Consider the following 21052-nt stretch of genomic DNA (forward strand, 5'->3'; position numbering starts at 1 on the left):
CGTTTTTTATCTTAACTCTAGTGGATGTTAAGAGATATTACTTCTTATCATCGTCTACTTCAGTGAACTCTGCATCAACGACATCGTCATTGGCTTGACTATTATCTTCAGCACCGTCCGCACCTTGTTGGAACTGGCTTGGATCCATGCCCTCGCTACCTGCACCACCATCAGCGTAGATCTTCTGACTGATTGGTAAGAAGGCATTGTCTAACGCTTCAAGCTTGGCTTTGATGTCATCATGATCATCTTCTTTCACCGCTGTTTCAAGCTCAGCAATCGCCGTTTCTACTGTTGATTTTTCTTCATCAGTCACTTTGTCATCTGCTTCTTTCAGTGCTTTTTGTACGGCATGGATACGACCATCCGCTTCGTTACGCACTTGCGCTAGGTTAGCGAACTTCTCATCTTCCGCTGCATTGGCTTCAGCGTCACGAACCATTTGTTCGACTTCTTCATCCGACAAGCCAGAGTCTGCTTTGATTTGGATGCTTTGTGCTTTACCAGTACCTTTGTCTTTCGCTGAGATGTTCATGATGCCATCAGCGTTGATGTCAAAAGTCACTTCGATCTGCGGTAGACCACGTGGTGCTGGTGGAATGTCAGTCAGATCAAAACGGCCAAGCTGTTTATTTTGGTTGGCGATTTTACGCTCACCTTGATAAACCTGAATGGTAACTGCTGGCTGGTTGTCTTCAGCCGTTGAGAACACTTGTGATTTCTTAGTAGGAATCATGGTGTTTTTCTCAATGATTGGCGTCATGACCCCGCCCATCGTTTCGATACCAAGCGTCAATGGCGTGACATCAAGTAGCAATACGTCAGTTTTGTCGCCAGACAATACCGCCCCTTGGATCGCCGCCCCTGCTGCTACTGCTTCATCAGGGTTGACATCTTTACGTGGTTCTTGACCGAAGAACTCTTGTACTTTCTGCTGTACAAGTGGCATACGCGTCTGACCACCCACTAAAATCACATCATCGACATCACCCACTTTTAGGCCAGCGTCTTCAAGAGCAATTTTACAAGGACCCATCGTGCGCTGTACTAAGTCTTCGGTGAGACTTTCTAGTTTTGAGCGACTGATCGTCACAACCAAATGCTTAGGACCACTGCTATCAGCGGTGATGTACGGTAAGTTTACTTCGGTGCTTTGGGCACTTGATAGCTCAATTTTGGCTTTTTCTGCCGCTTCTTTTAGACGCTGCATCGCCAATGAGTCACCTTTTAGGTTAACGTCTTGGTCTTTTTTGAATTCATCAACCAAATAGTCAATCAAAGCAGAATCAAAATCTTCACCACCAAGGAAAGTATCGCCATTGGTTGCTAGTACTTCGAACTGTTGCTCACCATCAACGTCAGCAATTTCGATGATTGAGATATCAAAGGTACCACCGCCCAAGTCATAAACTGCAACGGTGCTATCACCTTGCTTTTTGTCCATACCATAGGCAAGAGCGGCGGCAGTTGGTTCGTTGATGATACGTTTTACATCAAGACCGGCAATTTTACCCGCATCTTTTGTGGCTTGACGCTGTGAGTCATTGAAGTAAGCAGGTACCGTTACAACCGCTTCGGTCACGCTCTCACCAAGATAATCTTCTGCTGTTTTTTTCATTTTTTTCAAGATTTCAGCAGAAACCTGTGGTGGCGCTAGCTTTTTGCCGTTCACTTCTACCCATGCATCACCGTTATCCGCTTTGGCGATTTTGTAAGGCACCATACCGATGTCTTTTTGCACAACTTTGTCATCAAAACGACGACCAATCAAACGCTTAATCGCAAACAACGTATTGTTTGGATTGGTGACGGCTTGACGCTTGGCTGACTGACCAACCAAAATTTCGTCATTTTTATAGGCGACAATCGATGGTGTGGTACGTGTACCTTCAGCATTTTCGATGACTTTAACTTTGTCACCTTCCATGACTGCGACACATGAGTTGGTTGTACCTAAATCAATACCAATTACTTTACCCATAATGAATTACTCCTAATTGTTTTAAATATAAATCTTTGTATCTTCAGACCATAGTCGGTCACTTGTTGCTTTATATCGGTTTTCTTATGGCGTTTTTCAAGTCAATAATCAAGCAAAAACTGTGTTTCATGTGACTTTTTGTGAAAAACCTTCATATAAGTAGGGTTTTTTACGTTAAAAACCTATTGGCCGACACGAACCATCGCTGGGCGTAATAAACGACCATTTAAGCTATAGCCCTTTTGCAGTACGGTTCCAACTGTATCCGCTTCTGCGTCTGCATCGATACCGACGGCTTCATGCAAGTCCGCATTGAATTTCTCGCCTTGTGGATCAACGGCTTCTACGCCATTTTTGTTTAGTACAGCTACCAGCGCTTTATGCGTCAATTGTACCCCTTCAGCGACTGGGTCATTGGCATCAGCATTTTCAATGGCACGCTCTAAGTTGTCGACGATCTCTAACAACTCTTTCGCAAATTTTTGCAAGGCAAATTTTTTGCTCTTATCAGCTTCTTGCTCCATGCGTTTTTGCGCATTGTACGCTTCTGCATTGGCACGGGCAGTACCTTCTTTGGCCTGCTTAACTTCGCCTTCTAACTCAGCAATGCGGGCCTTAAAGGTGTCGAGATCGATTTCATTTTCGATCGTCATGTCTTCTTCTGATGCATTTTGTGGATCAAACTCTTGCATGGTTTCTTCTAAAATACTGTCATCGTGATCAACATTATCATGCGCCACATTTTGCTTAGGTGATTCGTGGTTGGTGTTATTCTCGCTCATGATAGCTCCTTGGAATCTTAATAATGACCATTAATGTTAGACACAATAAACTCGCTCACCGCTAGTCACGGCACTCTTATTTATTGGATGCTTAACCGTTATTACTCATTGTTTTTATTAATGCGCTTTACTAGCTGCTTGATAAAGGTGATGGGGACAAATTTCAAGCCTAAAGCGTAGGAATTTTTCCCATTTACTACAAATACGTTTTAAATGGGCAGTAAAACGTTCGTCAGGCGTTTGTTAAGTGTCAATCCATAGAGGTATTCGCTAACCAAATGAACAAAACCTCCTTTCAATTCCAAAACGTTTACGTTTACTTTCCAAACCATTACCAAACCATACGCAGTTTTTTTATTCATTACTTTATGATTGCTACAAATATCGTAAAACTCACGTTAAAGTAGACGCGACTGTGAGATTGCAGATACTAACTATTATTGATGAGAAGTGTTATGTCTAATTCGACCGTTTTATCAGTCAATACCTTATTGAACAAAGCGTTGTTTACGTTGAAACTTGCATCGATAGACCAAGTCGATAATGTTGCTAATGTTAATAACAATGTAATCAACGAAAACGCTCAACGAAAACGCCTGACCGTGAAAGAAAAAATGCTCGGCTACGCTTCAATATCCAACCGTCACCCGCATACATTGCACCACGCTATGAAAGCCTTGGGCTACCTACCTACCCCTTTATTAGAGCGCATGGTCGGTTATTTAAAAGGGCCGACGTCAAAACAATATCTCCATGCCGATGCGCATTTACGTTTGATTCTCGCGATAAATAGTCAGCTTAAAACCCCACTAGAGCTCACGCCAATGTGTGAGCTGCGCGAAAAATTTGCCGCTGATGCCGTGGCCATGCAAGCACCAAAAGTATGGAAACAAGCGAGTGGGAGTGTGCTCAGCAATATCAAACGCTTTACCCAAAAAGGTGATACGCCTATCTGCTGGGAAGACAAAATCATTGCCAATGCTGATGATGGCGACATGACGATTCGCTGCTATCAAACGGTGTCTCGCTCTAATGGTGTTGGCTTTAAAAAACGCCCTATACAAAATCCTGATGAAACGGTGATGATGTTTTTTCATGGGGGCGGTTTTTGTATTGGTGATATCGATACTCATCATGAGTTCTGCCACGCCGTTTGCGCGCGCACTGGCTGGCCAGTCGTCAGTGTTGACTATCGCTTGGCACCTGAGAATCCTGCTCCAGCCGCATTGAGAGACTGCACTACTGCTTATGCTTGGCTGGCTACGCACTGCCATACCCTAAACGCTGCACCGTCGCGTATTGTCCTAGCAGGCGATAGTGCGGGTGGCGGACTATGCACCCTGCTTGCTCAGCAGCTTACCGCGCCAACTGAAAGCGCGTGGCTCGACTTAGGAGCGAATGGTCAAAAGACGTTTAACTTATTAGAGCGCCTACCCAAGCCACTGGCGCAAATGCCTTTATATCCTGTTACGGATATTGAAACGGACTACCCAAGCTGGGAGTTGTATGGTGAAGGTCTACTCTTAGATCATGCTGACGTGGCGGTATTTGACGCAGCTTGTTTCAAAAACAGCTCATTACCACGCCAGCATGTGCTGAACGCGCCAATGCTCGGTGATAACCGTAAAGTGTGCCCCACTTATATCGTTGCTTCTGAGTTAGATGTTTTGCGTGATGAAGCATTTGCTTATGCCAAGCAAATAAAAGCGCATGGCATCCCAGTCCAGACAAGTACAGTACTTGGTGCACCGCATGGTTTTATTCATTTTATGAGCGTTCATGAGGGCCTTGCTCAAGAAACAAGCAACATCATTGATGGCTTTGCTCGCTTCGTACGAGACGCCATTAGCGCACAAAATCAGTTAGCCGCGTAGTCAAGCGCGCCTCTAGAGACCAATAAAAAACCTCTACTACTTTGTTATGGTAGAGGTTTTGACAAGTATTAAATTCAACTGTTATGTTTCACATGAAACAATACTAACTTCTCTAGTCCTGCTCTTCTAATGCCTGTTTGAGCGTTGGTTGTCTAAACGTATAACCTGACTCAAGGAGCGCTTGCGGTAACACCTTTTGTCCGTCAATCAACAAGGTTGCCATCTCACCAAACATAAGCTTGAGTAAAAACGCTGGTAATGTAAAAAAGGTGGGGCGATGTAGCCACGCTCCCAACGTTTTGGTAAAGGTGTGATTGGTCACTGGATTAGGAGCAGTAAGGTTATATACGACCGCTGGTGTCTCATTTGCAGTCGGTAAGGTATTGTCAACGGTGGCGGCGCGCTCAACGTTCTCAGTATCCATTTCCCCAGTATCGATTGTCCCACTACCAGCCTTACCCGTAAGATGCTGCTCAATGATAAATATCGCGGCCCCCACCCAGTCCTCACGGCTGATCCAACTCATGATCTGTTTGCCGTCGCCTAGCTGCCCACCGACACCCATTTTAAAAGGCGTTAAAAGCTTACCAAGCATACCGCCGTCAGGATGAATGACCACACCCGTACGTACGATAGCCACAGGGACACCATAATTGGTTGCTTCTAAGGCTAACTGCTCCCACTCATCACATAATTGATGGGCAAAATCTGGCTCAAAACCACTATTTTCGTTGAGCGGCTTATCGCCTTGGGTACCATACCAGCCAATGGCTGAGCCGCTGACCAGCAACTTAGGTTTAGTACTCGTGCGAGCGATAAATTCGAGTATGGACTCGGTCGGCTTAATACGGCTGGCGAGCAACTGCTCTTTACGCTCATCACTCCATCGCGCATCAGCAATACCCGCACCCGCTAAATTTAAAATAACATCAAAGCCCAAATCAGTCTGTGCAAGCTCGTCATAAGTCATCATTTGGATATCGTTGGGATGCGCCTGACTGCTATCACGTGTTAACCAAGTAATATGTAGGTCTGTATCTGCACTCTGATAGCGTTTTAGGATCTCCTTACTGAACGCGCTTCCCAAAAACCCCGAGCCACCGCTGATTAAAATATTCATGCCCTACTCCCTGCATTGGTTGTTTATCACTCAGTAAGCCTTGAGCCTTTATCACCATCGTCTGCTTTTTTGATGGTGATATCAAAAGGACTTTTACATACTTTTGGTAAAGCCCTACCGTGTACAACAGCAGGTTAACTATACCAAAAAATGTTACGGCGAATATAAAAACCAACGGTATCTTAACCGCAAGCTAAGGTGGTGTGCGGCCCTACTGATGAGGTCACCCCCATCCTTTAACGAATGATTAAGCCTGTGGTGGCATCACGAATTTGGCTGGGTAACGTGTAACCGAGCGTCTCGGCTTGCAAGTAGCTGATTTGCTCGCTGAAATAAGCATACGCTTCAGAAAAAGTCTTAGCTGGCGGTTGCCCTGATGGGTTACAACTGGTGGAAACCAGCAAACCAAATGGATTATGAGCGCCGGCTAGCTGTTGGCACAGCTCACGGATTAGAGGGTGGGCGATCACCCTAATTGCCACGGTCTGATGTTGGCCAGTTATCCAAGGCGGAATAGTGGTAGCCAGTGTTTGCGGGATAGGTACCAACCAAGTATGCGCTTGCTTATATTGTAATTCTACATGCTCACTATCCGTTTGCCAGCTCTTGAGCATGGGGTGACGTTGCGCCTCACTTAACGGTGCTAGCAGAGGTGACACACGCTCTACACTGTCAGTAATAACAATCATCCCTTTGGACTGTGGGCGCTGTTTGATGGCTAAAATACGCTCAACCGCTTGTTTGTCATAGGGGTCGCAGCCTATCCCCCACACGCTCTCGGTTGGATAAGCAAGCAGCTGTCCTGCTTTTAGACAGTTAGCCGCTTGAATGGTAGAAGACGTAGTGATGGAAGCAGAGTGGTTCATAGTTTGAATAAATCATCATGATATAAAGATAAGCACCAATAATAACACAACAGACGCACACCTCAGTTAGCGGCTATGATCTGAGCACCATACTGGTAGAAACACAGAGCTGTCATTCTAAACGCGTAAGTAACGCCCACCTTGTACGTGAATAACGCCTAATAGCTCAAGCTCCATTAACTGTCCTATCAGCTGCGGTGCGATGAGTCCAGTGGCAATGATGAGTGCATCCAAATCTTGTCCATGCCAGTCGAGCTGCTCGTAAACTGCCGTTAGGTGCGCAGGTACGGAGATAGCGCTACGCTGAGATTTGATATTAGATGCCAATAGCTGGCTGTTATCTGTGGCAGCGGCTTTATCTCTACCCACAGCATGAGACGGCTGTTGAACTTCCGATCGAGGATCAGTGGTGCTAGATACAGGGGAATTGGCAAGGTTTTCTGCTTGACGTACAAGGCTACCGTAAGCCAACTGACTATTCACATCTTCGATGACTTGTTGAGGGTGATAAATCAAAGTGGCCCCTTCGCGTATCAGATGATGACAGCCCTCGGCATTGCTATTGTCAATATGGCTTGGTATCGCAAACACTTGTTTGCCTTGCTCAGAGGTTAGGCGGGCGGTAATGAGTGAACCACTTTGAATCGTCGCTTCTGTCACGATCGTTGCCAAGCTCATACCAGCCACCAAACGGTTACGACGTGGGAAGGTATGCTTATGCGGCGGGGTATGGGGCAACAACTCACTAATAATACAGCCACCTTGCTCGACAATCTGAGCAAATAGCTGGTCATGGTGATTGGGGTAATTCACATCAATGCCTGTCCCCATCACCCCAACCGTGCGACCTTGATACTCAGAATCCACCTGCGCCAAAGCCCCTAAATGGGCGCGCTTATCGACTCCCATAGCGAGACCACTGGTGATAATATAACCTGCTTGGGCTAAATACTGCGCCATATCAAAAGTGGTTTTTTGTGCATGGGCGGTGGGTTTTCGACTGCCAACGATAGCAATTTGTGCTTGCTGTAGACGCGTGCTATTACCACGGTAAAACAATAAGGGCGGTGGGTCATAAATATGTAGGAGCTGGGCGGGATAGTCGGGCTGATCGGCGAATATTAGGCCATACCGACCGGTGACTAACGCCTGCTGGATTTTATCGATATTGGCGAGGGTTTGCTCAGGCTGTTCATGACGTTTAAGGTGGGTATGATGAATACCTAACTGCCGCCACGCGTCTACTTTGGCTTGCCAAGCAAGCTGTGCGTGACCAAAGGCGGTGAGCAGCTTGTGGTAAGCAGATAATGACGCATTCACCTCATACCACAGCGCCAATATGGCGCGCTGATCGTCGGTTAATAAAGAGGAGACTGCTGTCATAGTCATTTCTCTCACACAAGCGGGCTTAGATTGGCTCGTCCAATGAACCAGTAATGTGTTTATAAATAAGGCGGCGGTAGTAATTGATCACCAACGTTGAGGGGTAGCTCAGAATCTAACACATACGCATAGCTAATATGGTCAAAAGTATTAAAGATCATGACCATACCGCTTGGCTCATTTGGCAAACGTACCGGCATATCATTGTCTTTGGTATCGCGTACCAAGGGACCTTTTTGATAAACGGTCAGGACATCACCAGGTTTAGCCCCATGGGTGCTCCCTAGGTTGATGGCGACCACACTACCCTTTGCCGCTGAACTGATTGAGTCCATTACTCGTACAATCAACCCACCACGACTGACCGTCGCTGGGGCTGGATAAAACACTGGCGGGATCGAGTTATTTAGCTCAACAAATACGCGATCACCTTCACGCACTTCTTTACCGTAACTGTCCGTCAGCTGTAAGCTGGTGACACCATTGCTTTCTGTAGAGGTGACCAAACCTGTTGCCACTTGCGTGACTTCTAGACCGATAACTTCTTGCGTTTTAGGCTCAACATATAGCTCACCTTCACGGTAGATACCATAACGCTGTCCGATGATCAGCGGCACGCCTTTGGCGTAAACCTTGTCACCAGCAGCAGTAATCAAGTTACGGTTCTTAGAAGCTAAAACATAGGGGGTGGTATTGAAATCTTGTGGATCAACGATGACCGTTTTATCCAACCAGTGTTGAATAGCTGACCATGGGATAGGTGGGATACTATTGGCAGTTGAAGTCACGGCTACCGTGCCCGCGACCACATCACCCGTTAACTGTTTTTCTACCCCAGCACAGCCCTCACCTGTGTCCACCCCAACAAGCGTCTTACCTTGAATCACACACAAGATAAGAATGTCATTCGGATAAATAAGATGGGGGTTTTTGATTTGTTTATTGGTCGCCCAAATCTCCTTCCAGCGCCATGGGCTGTCTAAGTAGCGTCCTGAGATATCCCACAACGTATCCCCTTTTTTGACAGTGTAGCGATTGGGCGCATCCGCTTTGATGCTGGGTGATGGATTGTTAGCGTGAGCGGTGGTCATCAGCATTGCACTGCTAAATGTCGTGATTAACAGGGCCTTTGCTATCTTTTTTACGCGCATCTTCATTATTGTACCCACAGTATGTATCGCTGTTTTGGCTGGTGTTATTCCGAAAAAAAGCGCACAGCGTAATGAACATCCGCCGACGCTATTTCTAATATTACAATCATATCTACGATAACACAATCATAAACAAGTTATTACAATAGTGTAACCTTATATGGATACTTTCTTGAAGACTTTCTTAGGCGCTGCCCTTATCCACGCCCTTTGTTTAAGCTGGGTTTGGCGTGACGTAATGACGGATTTGTTCAGCGACCAGCTCAGCTTTATTGTCTAGTACTACGACGTGCTGTGGCAAGCTCTCCAAGCCTTCTGTGTGTTTAGGACGATCGATATCTATTTGGCCAACAGCTTCCACGATAGTGTCAGCAAACTTAACGGGCAATGCGGTCTCCGCACAAACGATGACTTCGCCCTTTAACTGTAATTCTTTTGCGACCTTGATACCGTCAGCGGTGTGTGGATCAACCAGCTCCCCATACTGCTCATAAATCGCTTTAATGGTTTGCAGGCGATCATCATGAGTAGACTTGCCAGCTGCAAAGCCATAACGGACGTTAACCGCTTCCATCAAGTCAGATAAATCGAAACCTTGGCCTGATTTTACCCCTTCAAACAGTTCATGAACGCGCGTACTGTCTTTGTCTAGCAGTAGATAAACAAATCGCTCAAAGTTAGAGGCTTTAGAGATATCCATGGATGGGCTGGAGGTGACATAGGTTTTTTCAGTGGGGCGCGGCTGATACGCACCTTGATTAAAGAAGTCATTGAGCACATCGTTTTCATTGGTGGCAACGATCAAGCGCTCAATTGGCAACCCCATTTCACGGGCGATGTGACCGGCGCAAATGTTACCAAAGTTGCCTGAGGGCACACTAAAACTGACTTTTTCCTCATTGCTCGTCGTGACGGCAAAGTAGGCTTTAAAGTAATAAACAATCTGCGCGAGGATGCGACCCCAGTTAATGGAGTTGACCGTACCCAAGCTATAAGCGGCTTTAAACGACGCGTCTTGTTGCAGCGCTTTGACGATATCCTGACAGTCATCAAACATGCCATCGATAGCGATGTTGTGGATATTGTCATCGGTCAAGCTATACATCTGCGCACGCTGGAATTCACTCATTTTGCCATGAGGCGATAGCATAAAGACTTCGATATTGTCTTTCCCGCGCAGGGCATACTCTGCCGCACTACCCGTATCACCACTGGTGGCGCCAATAATGGTAATACGCGCGTCTTTTTGTTTGAGCACATATTCAAAGGCATTACCCAAAAACTGCATAGCCACGTCTTTAAACGCCAGCGTTGGACCGTTTGATAAACCTAAAATGTATAAATTGTCTTCAAGCTTGCGGACAGGAACAATCTCATCAGAACCAAACACATCAGCGGTGTAAGTACGCTCAATAATGTCCTGCAAATCAGCGGTAGGAATATCAGTGGCAAAGCGCTGCATAATTGCCATCGCAAGTTGCGGATAGCTAAGCGTACGCCATTCCTCTAGCGTAGCACTGTCGATGTTCGGATAGTGCTCAGGCAGCATCAAACCGCCATCAGGGGCAAGCCCCATCAAAAGCACATCACTAAAATCCATCGGCGCTGTCTGACCACGGGTACTGATATATTTCATTAGATTGTCCTATCTACAATGATGTTATTCAATATTTAAAAACGGTTTATTCAGCAGCTTTATGCAGTAACGCATAATAAAAGCCATCACCACTGATACCATCAATTGGCAAGCACTGGCGACCAATGGTTTGTGCGATGCCCCAATTGCAGTCCTCGGTAAATTCAACCGCGACCGCATCATCATGATGGCTGATAAAGTCTTGCATTTGCAGGGCGTTTTCTTGCTTTAAAATAGAGCATGTTACATAGAGCAGATAACCACCCACTTTGAGCTGTGGCCACAGATTGTGCAAGATATCTGCTTGTAAGACAGCCGTTTGCTCAACGTCTTCCTCAGCCCGTAGGATACTGATATCAGGATGACGGCGAATCACTCCTGTTGCCGTACAAGGTGAATCCAGCAATATGGCATCGAACACGGCTTCGCTGGTGTCTTTTTTCCCCGCACCCTGCCATCTGGTGGCATCAGCACAGACGATCTCAAGCTCGACGTTTTTCTCAGCTTGCTCTAGGTTCTCCTGCTTTAAATTGAGACGGTCTAAATTATCATAAATACGCTCGATACGCGGTGCTTCATTATCGATGGCGGTGAGCTTGATTTTAGAAGTTGGTGCTGTCACTTCTGTATTGTCTTGTTTCACGTGAAACAAAGGCGAGTGTTCCGCCGAGTTTATTAACTCTAACCAATGAGCAAGCTTACCGCCAGGTGCGGCGCAAGCATCTAAGATATGTAGGTCAGTGACATTTTTATCCTTACCAATCTTATTTATTAGGGCTTTATGGATGATAGGTGCCGCAAGTTGCGCATGCATGTCTTGCACACTAACAGCCCCTTCAGCAAATTGTGGCAACGCACTGACTGCGGTGCTTTGATGTAGTCGTAGCGCTTGAGTCGATAAAGTCGCCGTGTCTGAAGAATGAGGTAAGTTAAAACCGCTCGTTAGCTCAACCAAGTCTGTATCAATTTCTGCGCCGTACAGCTCTTGTTGATAGTCATCGACCGATGTAACCGCCGTATTCACTCGTAAAAACATTGGCGCTGATTGGCGCAAGCCTTGGGTGAGCTCGTTATACTGCTCGCTCCAGTCCTGCTTAAGCTGATAAGCAAGCCAATTGGGCAGACTGTGGTTTTTATTGCACTTTTTACGGAATTTATTTGGATTCTTAGCCACTTTGCGCAAAATAGCGTTAATCAAGCCAGTAGCATGAGCGAACTCAATCTCCTTTGCGGCCTCAACCGTTTCATGAATCGCAGCATGGTCAGCCACTTCCAAGTACAACAATTGCACCAACCCTACTTGAATCGTAGTACGAACTTCAACCTCATCAATAGGGTTGTCTGCTAGGGTATCCAGCAACCGCGAAAGCGCATACCACTGGCGTAATGTCGTCAGCAATAGCGCATGGGCAAAGCCTTTATCCCCGTCGTGCAGACTATTCAACAATGGGTCAAGCACGCTTGAGAGCGACTGACCATTTTGAATCGCCAACAAGGTGCGAATCACCCGCACGCGTACGCTGCCGTTCATGATAAGGTTGCTTGATGGCTTGAGCTTATTGTTTCTTGGCGCAGTAGTGGTTTGTCTCATTAAATTGATTTTCCTTGACGCCTCATGGGTCACGTCTTGTGCAAGTTGGGTGGCTTATATTAAGTGACTTATATTAACTGAGTTGGGGTTAAGTAAATTATACTTCAGTGATCTTTTGCTAAGATAAATGAAACTGTGTGATGTTATTTGGAATCGCCCGTGAACTGATCACCATCGTTTAACTGGTTGCCATGACAGACTTGTTCAGCTGTCATCGGCTTACCCCCTGCAAACTGTAAGTCCGTAATCGCTAAGGTACTGGCCAGTGGGTCGTTGTGATGGTCTTTACCACAGGCGACCAAAATCGCTTTGCGCCCTACACTGATGATAGTGCCCGCTGGTTTATCGGTTTGCTGCGAGGTATTTACTGGTAAGCTGGCTAAAATTTTGACACGTTGCCCATCTAAGAAAGTGTAAGCGCCAGGCCACGGGGTCAAACCGCGAATTTGTCGCTCGATTGCAGTAGCAGGTTGTGTCCAGTCAATTTCGCCTTCGGTTTTGACCAGCTTTTCGGCATAGTTGGCTTGACTGTCTTCTTGAGCCTTGGCCTGCGCCTGATAGCTGGGTAAATCTTTTAATACGGTAGTGATGGCCGTCGCGCCAAGCGCTGCCAGCTTGTCATGGAGACTCGCTGCTGTGTCTTTTGCTTCGATGGCACAGTTGACTTTATAGAGCATATCGCCGGTATCTAGGCCTTTGTCCATCTGCATAATCGTAATGCCCGTCTCACCATCTCCTGCCAATAACGCACGGTGAATCGGCGCCGCCCCGCGCCAGCGTGGCAATAACGAGGCGTGAATGTTTAGACAGCCATAAGTTGGCGTGGTTAAAACACCAATCGGCAAAATCAGCCCGTAAGCGACCACGATCATGACATCGGGTTGATACGTACGCAGGGTTTGACGCGCTGTCATACCTGCGGCGTCAGACTTTTTGAAGGTAGCTGGTTGCTCAACCGCAATATCATGAGTTAACGCCACTTGTTTGACTGCAGAAGCCGCCAGTTTTTGACCACGCCCAGCCTTACGATCAGGCTGTGTATATACGGCGACGATATCTATATTTAGTGCCTCTTGCTGCTTGATGAGCATCTCAAGACTAGTTGCGGCAAATTCAGGCGTACCCGCAAACACAACCCTTAAGGGCGTGCCAGATGGGTAGTTGTCAGTAGTAGCGGAAGTCGATAAAGTTGGGGCAGAAGCAATTGTCGTCATAATCATGCATTATATAGGGTCGATTTGCCCATTATAGGTGAGTTTGCCATGTTGTGCCATGATTGTAACAGCGGCAATCGGACGTTACTAATGATGCTGTTTATCTTTATAATAAAAAACAAGCAAAGTACTCTTTTATGTAGGTATGCTTATAAAACAGTACTTTATTAAGCAGCGCTCTACCTCTAATAAAACACCAGAATGGCTTATGCAAATCCACGACTTTGCCAAAATCATTATACAACTGTCACGTTTACTCAAGTCAACATAGGACCACGCTTTCATGCAACAGTTTCAGTCCTTACAGCGCTTACTCACGTTTTATGCAATGACGTTACTGGTCATGTTAGGACTGTATTATTTCAACATGTTCTATGGAATAAAAAAGCATGGCGAACAACACAGTGTCGACACCTTTTATTTGTTACAACATAAAGTCACGAGCGGTGACGAGCTGTTAAATCGTGATATTAAAGAAATTCTAGATAACCCTGCCTTTAAGGACACTAGCTATCAGCTGATTTTTATAACGCCATCTGGACAGACTTACATTCATCGTCATGCTCGCCCTGGTGAGCCGGCTTTTGCGACCGTGACCTTTCCCACCATTACCCCATCTTCCGCTAACAGCGGTAGCTATAGTGCGCACACGCTCAATAACAACAACGTTACAGGCACTATTAAGCTTAAAAGTGGTCATCAAATTTATCTTATATTGCGCCACGAGCCTTTTGCTATCGACTGGATATCTTATCACTACTGGCTACCGTTGATGATAGCGATCATATTTTTGATTACCGCTTTATTGTACATACTCAGTCGTCAAAACAGTTGGAACCAGCTGCTCGCTTATAGTGATAATTTGAGTGGTCATGCAAAGGACGCTTATACGCCGCCCCCGTTTTCGCCCAAAAAATCGGCGACTGAGTTTTTGCGTTTAGGCCACGCCCTCAGCCGTGTCAGCTATCAATTGCACAGTGATTACCACCGTATTAGAACCCTAACACACCGTCTTGAGCGCTTGGTTGAACAAGCGCCATTACCGATGCTAATGATTATGCGCCATGGCCAAATCAGCTTTTTTAATCAACGCTTTGAGCAGCTCTTCGACTCCTCATCGCAACAGGATGAAAGCTATGAGTTAACGGATTTTTTTGCTGGTAAAGATGAGTTTACACAGCTCCTGTTACAAACCTTATCCAACTTGCGTATCACTCGCACCTTAACCGTCTACAGCCTAGAAAATCAGCAGATATACCAGCTCCATATCACCCCATGGTTTGGTGAACATGGACAAGTTCACAACTTTACTGTCATTCTCAATAATATCAACGAGTTCACCACGCAAATCGCGCAACTACAGCAGCAAAACCAAAAGCTACAGCAAAAACTTGATGAGTTAGCAACGCTCCGATCGCTTGTCGGTTATCAGCTACGGGTACCATTAGAGACCATGATCGACACCCTAGAACCGATCAACCCTAAAACCTTATCTTACAAGCAGCACGACATACTAAAAACACTGATCAAAAGCAGTCAAAGTATGTTGACGACCCTCAATGACACGCTAGATATCGGCGAGGTAGAGGTAAGAAAAGCTCGCCTTAGTAGTGAGCCTGTCGATATTTACAAACTTAGTCGAGGCGTTAATGATTTGATCTTAGACGATATAAGGCAGCAAGGGCTAGAGTTGATCTATTTTTTTGCGCCCGATTGTCCACGTTGTATTGACACTGACGCGGTGCGTCTACGCCAAATACTTTTAAACCTGTTAAACAATGCCTCAAAATTTACAATCTTGGGCTATATCGCGCTCACTATCGATCGCGTCACCCATGAACAAATCACACAAATAAATAGCGATTACTTGCTCCCTACCAACAAAAACATGAGGGTAAGTCAGTCATCTCACTGGGTACGTTTTAGTATAAAAGACACAGGTGGTGGCATCGCTATCGACAAACAAAACCAGCTACGAACTGACGTGCATCAAAGTAATCGTCAAACTCATAGTAAAATGGCGCAAAATATCGATGCGACAGGCATTGGTTTAAATAATGCCAATAGTTTTGCGCAGTTATTAGGCGGTTTTATTGAACTGCAAAGCACTATCGGTAACGGAAGCACTTTTAACCTGTACCTACCTTGTCGCCATCCAAACTATCAACCGGTGTATCATCGTAGTCAGCATTTAACTCATATCCATCTGATCGCAGTCGTGAACCAAGCATTGGTTGCCAAACATTTGCAACACTTGTGTGAGTATTTATCGATATCGACGACCATTTACACTTCTGTAGATTTGGCCACTGTACAGCAGCTGGCAAGCCAATTAGTACAGGTCGAGCAGACACTCGCTCCTGTGTTGCTGCTCGATTATGAATATTATGACGCCGTTACTTTTGCGCTATCCAGTCCTTTATTGTCAAAGGATGGAGATTTGAGTCATTCAGAAATGAAAGAGTTAGAACTAGAAAATCAAGTGTTTACGAACCATGAGAAACAGCAAGCGTTAGATAAACTACTCGCTCATTCATCACTACCAAAGATACTGTTTAGTATCAAACCTGAGCGCCGCATACCCTCTGTGTTACTAGATAAATATGATGGGTTTTTGACCAAGCCGTTGGACGCTAATTTACTGCTATCTGAGTTGCTGCGCTTGACCTTACCCGCAAGAAAAAAGCTTGTTCAGACAGCAAGCTTTAGAAATAACAGTAGGCATCTAGCAAAAGAAGCAAATAAACTCGCCAGCGAAACCACCTCTCCATTGGTCTTAGTGGTAGAAGACAGTCCAACCAATCAAAAAATAACCTGCAAAATACTGAGCAAGCTTGGTTATCGTAGTGTGGTCGCAGAAGATGGGCAGCAAGCGTTAGATAAATTACAAGAACAGCGACAAGATATCTCGCTGATTTTAATGGACTGTCGTATGCCAGTGATGGACGGGCTACAGGCTACCCAGGCTATCCGCGCGCAAGGTGACGCCATTCCTATCGTTGCACTGACGGCAAACAATACTAGCGAGGATCGCGAGGCTTGTTTGCTAGTAGGAATGGACGAGTTTTTATCCAAACCTATCAATAAAGAAGCGTTAGAGGCGGTTTTACAGCGCCTTATAAAACTCTCATAAAAGCCTGTAAAACCTACTGCCTGTCTATATGTGTGCTACCTTTGGTCTTCACCTTCCTAATGACTTTATAGCTACTTATGCCCTCTTAGACATCACTTCATAAAGCCATTATCTGCCAAGAAGGCTTCTGTAATTTGACTTTGCGGACTGGGGGCAGCCATAGCACTGGCTTGCGATTTATTTATCAGACGCTCTAAGTAGCGAGCAACGATATCTACCTCAATATTGACCTTACTACCAACCAGCCAATGCTTAGCAATATTAGTCACTTGGGCAGTATGAGGAATGATGTTTAAAGAGACAATATTATCCTGTACCAGGTTGGTCGTTAAACTAATACCATCGACCGTAATAGATCCTTTAGTCGCTGTGTAATGCGCCAACTCTTGGGGTATCTCAATCTCAATGTAGATAGAGCGCGCGTCCTGTTGCAGCTTACTAACAACGCCTACACCATCTACGTGGCCTGCAACGATATGACCGCCAAAACGAGTGGTTGGGAGCATCGCTTTTTCCAAATTGACAATGTGCCCTGCTTTTAGGGTTTCTAACGCGGTACGAGCAATCGTTTCACGTGAAACATCCACGGAGTAATGATTGCTCCCAAAATCTACCACCGTTAGACAAATGCCATTTGAGGCAATAGAGTCCCCCAGTTTGACATCACTGAAATCTAACTCATCAGACTCTATTGTCAAACGTATATCACCACCTGTTGGTTGCATGGATTTAACTTTTCCAACACTTTCTATAATTCCAGTAAACATATAAACCTCATCTCATTATTGGGTAGACGTGATCAACAATGTATTTCAACGTCTTAATTTTTTGCCAGCAGTTGCCTAACTTAACTAAAATTGATGGTGAAACCTACGCTTATTTCAAGCCTTTCGGGGATAACTTGTGGATAAGTAAAGAAAAACCAAGCCTCATTCCTCTAAAAACCTCTCCAAATATAGAGTTATCCACAGCAAACCTGAATTTCATATAGAATCTAAAAAATAGTGAGTTTGAACGCAAGTCATTGATATATATAGCATTATAAAGGATATTAGATAACAACACGTCTTTACTGTTTCATGTGAAACGAAGTTATACACAGTTTCATGTGAAACCTTACGTTTAGGTGATACGTTATCCACACTTATCCCCCTTTAATCACAGGTTGCGGATAAACTGTTTATAAATAACACGTTTTATAAAGGTAATAGCGTTAGTTTAAGGTCAACACCAATCTGTTCATGCTGATAAATATCAAAACGTAACTGCTGCGCCAGAGACAGCGGATTAAACTCAACCATTGCCCGTGCTTTAGCGCCCAATAAGCAAGGCGCTTGATAGACGACCAATTCATCGACCAGTTGTTGACTTAAAAAGCTGCCTGCCACGCTTGCACCAGCTTCTATCAGTACGTCATAACATTGATGCTCACTGACTAACGTTTTTAACAACGAAGGCAGGTCATCATTGCGCCAGTAAAGCGTCTCTGGACGACGACATAGTTGATAATTAGCGTGCGGATCGTAGTCTAGACGTTGACGCCTATCAAGCACGACGACCATAGGCGCAGGCACTTGCTCAGGTGACACAGCTAGTTGGTTAGAGCGTACATTCAATTGTGGATCATCAGCAATAACTGTTTCACTGCCTGTGATAATCACGCCACTTTGTGCGCGTAGTTTTTGGACATCGTCGCGAGCTGCTGTAGACGTGATCCATTTTGACTCTCCCGATGCCATCGCGGTACGGCCATCAAGGCTGGTGGCAATTTTGAGGCGCACGTAGGGCATTTGCGTACGCATCGCTTTTAAAAACCCACGATTTAGCGCTTCTGCTTGCGCGGTCAACCCCCCCACTTTGACCTCAATACCTGCCTGTTCTAGTAGCCTTACACCGCGTCCCGCCACTTGTGGATTGGGGTCAAGACTTGCTATCACAACTCGTTTCACACCAGCGTTAATAAGGGCAAGTGCACAGGGCGGCGTGCGTCCCGTGTGACTACAGGGCTCTAGGGTTACATACGCAGTGGCACCGACTGCGCGCGCATCTGCCTCTTTGAGCGCAAACACTTCTGCATGCGGCTCACCTGCTTTAGGATGAAACCCTTGTCCGACCACTTCTCCTGCGTGGACGATCACACAACCGACTGCCGGATTCGGCCGGGTGGTATATAAACCGTGCTTGGCTTGTTCGATAGCCAGCATCATAAAGTAACGGTCTTGTGCATCTTGCGAGTGGTAATGGGTCGACATAAAAGGACACTTAATCAGAGTTGGATAGTCACGGTGTAAAAGCGTATCTATTAAATTGAAAATACTAGGACTGAGAGGTAACTAAGGAGTGAGCGACTTCTCAACTATTTACTATTTTTCATTGGGTCGGATATTGGCAATTTCTTGATGAAAAGCATCTATGTCTTGGAAATCTCGATAAACACTGGCAAAGCGGACGTAGGCGACATCGTCCAACGCTTTGAGCTCACTCATGATAATCTCGCCCAAAACTTTACTGCTGACTTCGCGCTCCCCCATCTGTCTGACGCGTTTTTCCACACGGCTAATCATCGCCTCTTGCTCATCAATGGTGATAGGGCGTTTTTGCAGGGGTAATAAAATAGAGCGGCGCAATTTTTCATTGTCATAAGGCTCAATTTTGCCACTCGATTTGATAATTCTAGGCATCACCACCTCTACCATCTCAAAGGTAGTGAAACGCTCTTGGCAACTATTACATGAGCGGCGGCGGCGTACTTGGGCACCTTCCGCTGCAAGACGCGAGTCAATCACCTTCGTGTCTGACGCATTACAATACGGACAGTGCATGACTTTTTCCTTGTGATAGTATTAAAAATAAAAGTAGCCACTTAAAGCACAATGCTTATGGACTATTTACCAATACAAAAGCTGCCAAATATTTTACCTAACAAATCATCCGCACTAAACTCACCCGTAATCTCGCCCAAACTAAGCTGGGCTTGGCGCAAGCTTTCAGCCACCAACTCTCCTGCTTTAAACACTGTGAGCTGCTCGTGTGCTTCTGTTAAATACTCTGCTGTTCTTCGCAACGCATCTAGATGGCGCGTACGGGCAATCAAGCTATTCTCTGGTGGATGAAAACCCACTTTAGCACATAAGGTGTCGACTAAGGTATCGATGCCGCTGCCTGTTTCACATGAAACATTGACTTGTTCATAGCCTCGGTTTTTTATCTCAATTTGCGAGACAGCAGTGGAACTTTCATCACTAGACTCACTTAACAGATCACTTTTATTTGCAATAATTAGTAAGCGTTTGGCCTCTGGGAGTTCACCAAATAGCTGCTCTGCAAGCTGTAGTGGTGTACTCTCCTCTTCAAGATCTCGGGTCACATCGTAGACCATCAGGAGCATATCAGCCTGAGTGATAGCGGTACGTGCACGCTCGATACCAATGCGCTCAACCGTATCCTCAGTTTCACGCAGACCTGCGGTATCGGTTAAATGTAGCGTTAAACCATTGAGTACTACTGTCTCTTGTAGCGTATCACGAGTGGTGCCAGCTACGTTAGTAACGATCGCACGCTCCTGTCCTGCAAGACGATTCAGTAAGCTTGATTTCCCAGCATTGGGTCTGCCTGCCAACACCACATGTATGCCATCCCGTAAGAGCTGGCCTTGCTTGGCAGTCGCTAGTACTTGTTGAATCTTGGCCTGTGTTTGCTCAAGCTTGTTTTGTATCACCCCATCAGACAAAAAGTCCACGTCTTCTTCATCAGGAAAATCAATCGCCGCTTCAACATGTAAGCGCAGATGAATCAGTTGTTCTAATAATTGATTGATTTTTTGGGAAAATTCACCGCTTAGTGACCGAATGGCACTGCTAGCGGCGGCGGCACTGGTGGCGTCAATCGCATCAGCAATGGCTTCTGCTTGGACCAGATCCAACTTATCATTATCAAAAGCCCGATAAGAAAACTCGCCTGCGCTCGCTTGTTTTGCCCCCAACTCAAAAACGCGGGCTAATAGCTGGTTTTGTAAGATCATGCCGCCATGACCCTGTAGCTCAATCACATCTTCGCCAGTGAATGAGTGCGGTCCTTTAAAGTACAGCACCAATCCTTCATCAATAACCGTACCATCTGCCTGATAAAAACGACAAAAACTGGCCATTCGCGGTGTAAAGGCAGACGTACCAGTTAGGATGCAAGCAATGGCATAAGCACGTGCGCCTGACAGACGTATCACGCCGACGCCACCACGGCCAAGTGGCGTGGCAATGGCAGCAATAGTCGCCAACCCAGAAGGGCTAGGATTTTCAGATGAATGAGGGGCAATCAACGCCAT

The 21052-nt window shown here is 45.8% G+C and carries 15 protein-coding genes; 2 read left to right on the plus strand and 13 right to left on the minus strand.

Going from position 1 to position 21052, the window contains the following annotated elements; all coding sequences use genetic code 11:
- Nucleotides 1-37 precede the first annotated feature (37 nt).
- Together dnaK and grpE are read right to left on the minus strand one after the other, a co-directional pair.
- The gene (dnaK, locus tag DVY93_RS08860; protein WP_230710380.1) at nt 38-1981 is read right to left on the minus strand and encodes a molecular chaperone DnaK; all 1944 of its coding nucleotides are present in this window, start codon (nt 1979-1981) and stop codon (nt 38-40) included.
- A gap of 182 nt (nt 1982-2163) precedes the next feature.
- Nucleotides 2164-2763 carry a nucleotide exchange factor GrpE gene (gene grpE / locus DVY93_RS08865; RefSeq protein ID WP_193006441.1) on the minus strand — a complete coding sequence of 200 codons (600 nt, stop codon included), beginning with the start codon at nt 2761-2763 and terminating at the stop codon, nt 2164-2166.
- Nucleotides 2764-3218: 455 nt separating this feature from the next.
- On the opposite strand from grpE, the gene DVY93_RS08870 reads away from it, so the two are divergent.
- On the plus strand, nt 3219-4637 hold the full coding sequence (locus DVY93_RS08870; RefSeq protein ID WP_230710382.1) for an alpha/beta hydrolase: 1419 nt from the start codon (nt 3219-3221) through the stop codon (nt 4635-4637).
- Between the two features lie 112 nt (nt 4638-4749).
- Here DVY93_RS08870 and DVY93_RS08875 read toward each other — a convergent pair whose 3' ends face one another.
- The 7 genes from DVY93_RS08875 to fmt form a co-directional block, all read right to left on the minus strand.
- On the minus strand, nt 4750-5757 hold the full coding sequence (locus DVY93_RS08875) for an epimerase (protein ID WP_230710384.1): 1008 nt from the start codon (nt 5755-5757) through the stop codon (nt 4750-4752).
- Between the two features lie 236 nt (nt 5758-5993).
- Nucleotides 5994-6623 carry an L-threonylcarbamoyladenylate synthase gene (locus DVY93_RS08880; protein WP_230710386.1) on the minus strand — a complete coding sequence of 210 codons (630 nt, stop codon included), beginning with the start codon at nt 6621-6623 and terminating at the stop codon, nt 5994-5996.
- A 117-nt stretch (nt 6624-6740) separates the two neighbouring features.
- Nucleotides 6741-8006 carry a DNA-processing protein DprA gene (dprA, locus tag DVY93_RS08885; RefSeq protein ID WP_230710388.1) on the minus strand — a complete coding sequence of 422 codons (1266 nt, stop codon included), beginning with the start codon at nt 8004-8006 and terminating at the stop codon, nt 6741-6743.
- A 59-nt stretch (nt 8007-8065) separates the two neighbouring features.
- On the minus strand, nt 8066-9163 hold the full coding sequence (locus DVY93_RS08890; RefSeq protein ID WP_230710390.1) for a LysM peptidoglycan-binding domain-containing protein: 1098 nt from the start codon (nt 9161-9163) through the stop codon (nt 8066-8068).
- A 208-nt stretch (nt 9164-9371) separates the two neighbouring features.
- Nucleotides 9372-10793 (minus strand): threonine synthase, encoded by a 1422-nt coding sequence (gene thrC / locus DVY93_RS08895; protein WP_230710392.1) that lies wholly within the window; start codon nt 10791-10793, stop codon nt 9372-9374.
- A gap of 46 nt (nt 10794-10839) precedes the next feature.
- On the minus strand, nt 10840-12384 hold the full coding sequence (locus tag DVY93_RS08900) for a transcription antitermination factor NusB (protein ID WP_230710393.1): 1545 nt from the start codon (nt 12382-12384) through the stop codon (nt 10840-10842).
- A 143-nt stretch (nt 12385-12527) separates the two neighbouring features.
- Nucleotides 12528-13598, minus strand: a complete 1071-nt coding sequence (fmt, locus tag DVY93_RS08905) for a methionyl-tRNA formyltransferase (protein ID WP_230710394.1) — start codon at nt 13596-13598, stop codon at nt 12528-12530.
- Nucleotides 13599-13881: 283 nt separating this feature from the next.
- Here fmt and DVY93_RS08910 point away from each other — a divergent pair, with 283 nt between their 5' ends.
- Nucleotides 13882-16731, plus strand: a complete 2850-nt coding sequence (locus tag DVY93_RS08910; protein WP_230710395.1) for a response regulator — start codon at nt 13882-13884, stop codon at nt 16729-16731.
- A 92-nt stretch (nt 16732-16823) separates the two neighbouring features.
- On the opposite strand, the gene DVY93_RS08915 is transcribed toward DVY93_RS08910, so the two are convergent.
- From DVY93_RS08915 to mnmE, 4 genes are all read right to left on the minus strand, one after another.
- Nucleotides 16824-17498, minus strand: a complete 675-nt coding sequence (locus tag DVY93_RS08915; protein WP_230710396.1) for a riboflavin synthase — start codon at nt 17496-17498, stop codon at nt 16824-16826.
- A gap of 429 nt (nt 17499-17927) precedes the next feature.
- Nucleotides 17928-18983 (minus strand): bifunctional diaminohydroxyphosphoribosylaminopyrimidine deaminase/5-amino-6-(5-phosphoribosylamino)uracil reductase RibD, encoded by a 1056-nt coding sequence (gene ribD / locus DVY93_RS08920; protein ID WP_230710397.1) that lies wholly within the window; start codon nt 18981-18983, stop codon nt 17928-17930.
- 111 nt (nt 18984-19094) lie between these two features.
- Nucleotides 19095-19553, minus strand: a complete 459-nt coding sequence (gene nrdR, locus DVY93_RS08925) for a transcriptional regulator NrdR (RefSeq protein ID WP_193006427.1) — start codon at nt 19551-19553, stop codon at nt 19095-19097.
- A gap of 62 nt (nt 19554-19615) precedes the next feature.
- A complete protein-coding gene (gene mnmE / locus DVY93_RS08930; protein WP_230710449.1) occupies nt 19616-21052 on the minus strand; it encodes a tRNA uridine-5-carboxymethylaminomethyl(34) synthesis GTPase MnmE in 1437 nt (478 codons plus the stop codon).

Origin of the sequence: Psychrobacter sp. CCUG 69069, assembly GCF_021023115.1 — a bacterium.
GTDB classification, from domain to species: Bacteria; Pseudomonadota; Gammaproteobacteria; order Pseudomonadales; family Moraxellaceae; genus Psychrobacter; species Psychrobacter namhaensis.

What these genes read in the sequence shown, in the direction of transcription:
- fmt (WP_230710394.1), bottom strand. Translation starts at nt 13,598, where the DNA reads ATGACGACAATTGCTTCTGCCCCAACTTTATCGACTTCCGCTACTACT.
- DVY93_RS08910 (WP_230710395.1), top strand. Translation starts at nt 13,882, where the DNA reads ATGCAACAGTTTCAGTCCTTACAGCGCTTACTCACGTTTTATGCAATG.
- grpE (WP_193006441.1), bottom strand. Translation starts at nt 2,763, where the DNA reads ATGAGCGAGAATAACACCAACCACGAATCACCTAAGCAAAATGTGGCG.
- ribD (WP_230710397.1), bottom strand. Translation starts at nt 18,983, where the DNA reads ATGTCGACCCATTACCACTCGCAAGATGCACAAGACCGTTACTTTATG.
- dprA (WP_230710388.1), bottom strand. Translation starts at nt 8,006, where the DNA reads ATGACAGCAGTCTCCTCTTTATTAACCGACGATCAGCGCGCCATATTG.
- DVY93_RS08900 (WP_230710393.1), bottom strand. Translation starts at nt 12,384, where the DNA reads ATGAGACAAACCACTACTGCGCCAAGAAACAATAAGCTCAAGCCATCA.
- DVY93_RS08915 (WP_230710396.1), bottom strand. Translation starts at nt 17,498, where the DNA reads ATGTTTACTGGAATTATAGAAAGTGTTGGAAAAGTTAAATCCATGCAA.
- DVY93_RS08870 (WP_230710382.1), top strand. Translation starts at nt 3,219, where the DNA reads ATGTCTAATTCGACCGTTTTATCAGTCAATACCTTATTGAACAAAGCG.
- DVY93_RS08880 (WP_230710386.1), bottom strand. Translation starts at nt 6,623, where the DNA reads ATGAACCACTCTGCTTCCATCACTACGTCTTCTACCATTCAAGCGGCT.
- nrdR (WP_193006427.1), bottom strand. Translation starts at nt 19,553, where the DNA reads ATGCACTGTCCGTATTGTAATGCGTCAGACACGAAGGTGATTGACTCG.
- dnaK (WP_230710380.1), bottom strand. Translation starts at nt 1,981, where the DNA reads ATGGGTAAAGTAATTGGTATTGATTTAGGTACAACCAACTCATGTGTC.
- DVY93_RS08875 (WP_230710384.1), bottom strand. Translation starts at nt 5,757, where the DNA reads ATGAATATTTTAATCAGCGGTGGCTCGGGGTTTTTGGGAAGCGCGTTC.
- thrC (WP_230710392.1), bottom strand. Translation starts at nt 10,793, where the DNA reads ATGAAATATATCAGTACCCGTGGTCAGACAGCGCCGATGGATTTTAGT.
- DVY93_RS08890 (WP_230710390.1), bottom strand. Translation starts at nt 9,163, where the DNA reads ATGAAGATGCGCGTAAAAAAGATAGCAAAGGCCCTGTTAATCACGACA.
- mnmE (WP_230710449.1), bottom strand. Translation starts at nt 21,052, where the DNA reads ATGGCGTTGATTGCCCCTCATTCATCTGAAAATCCTAGCCCTTCTGGG.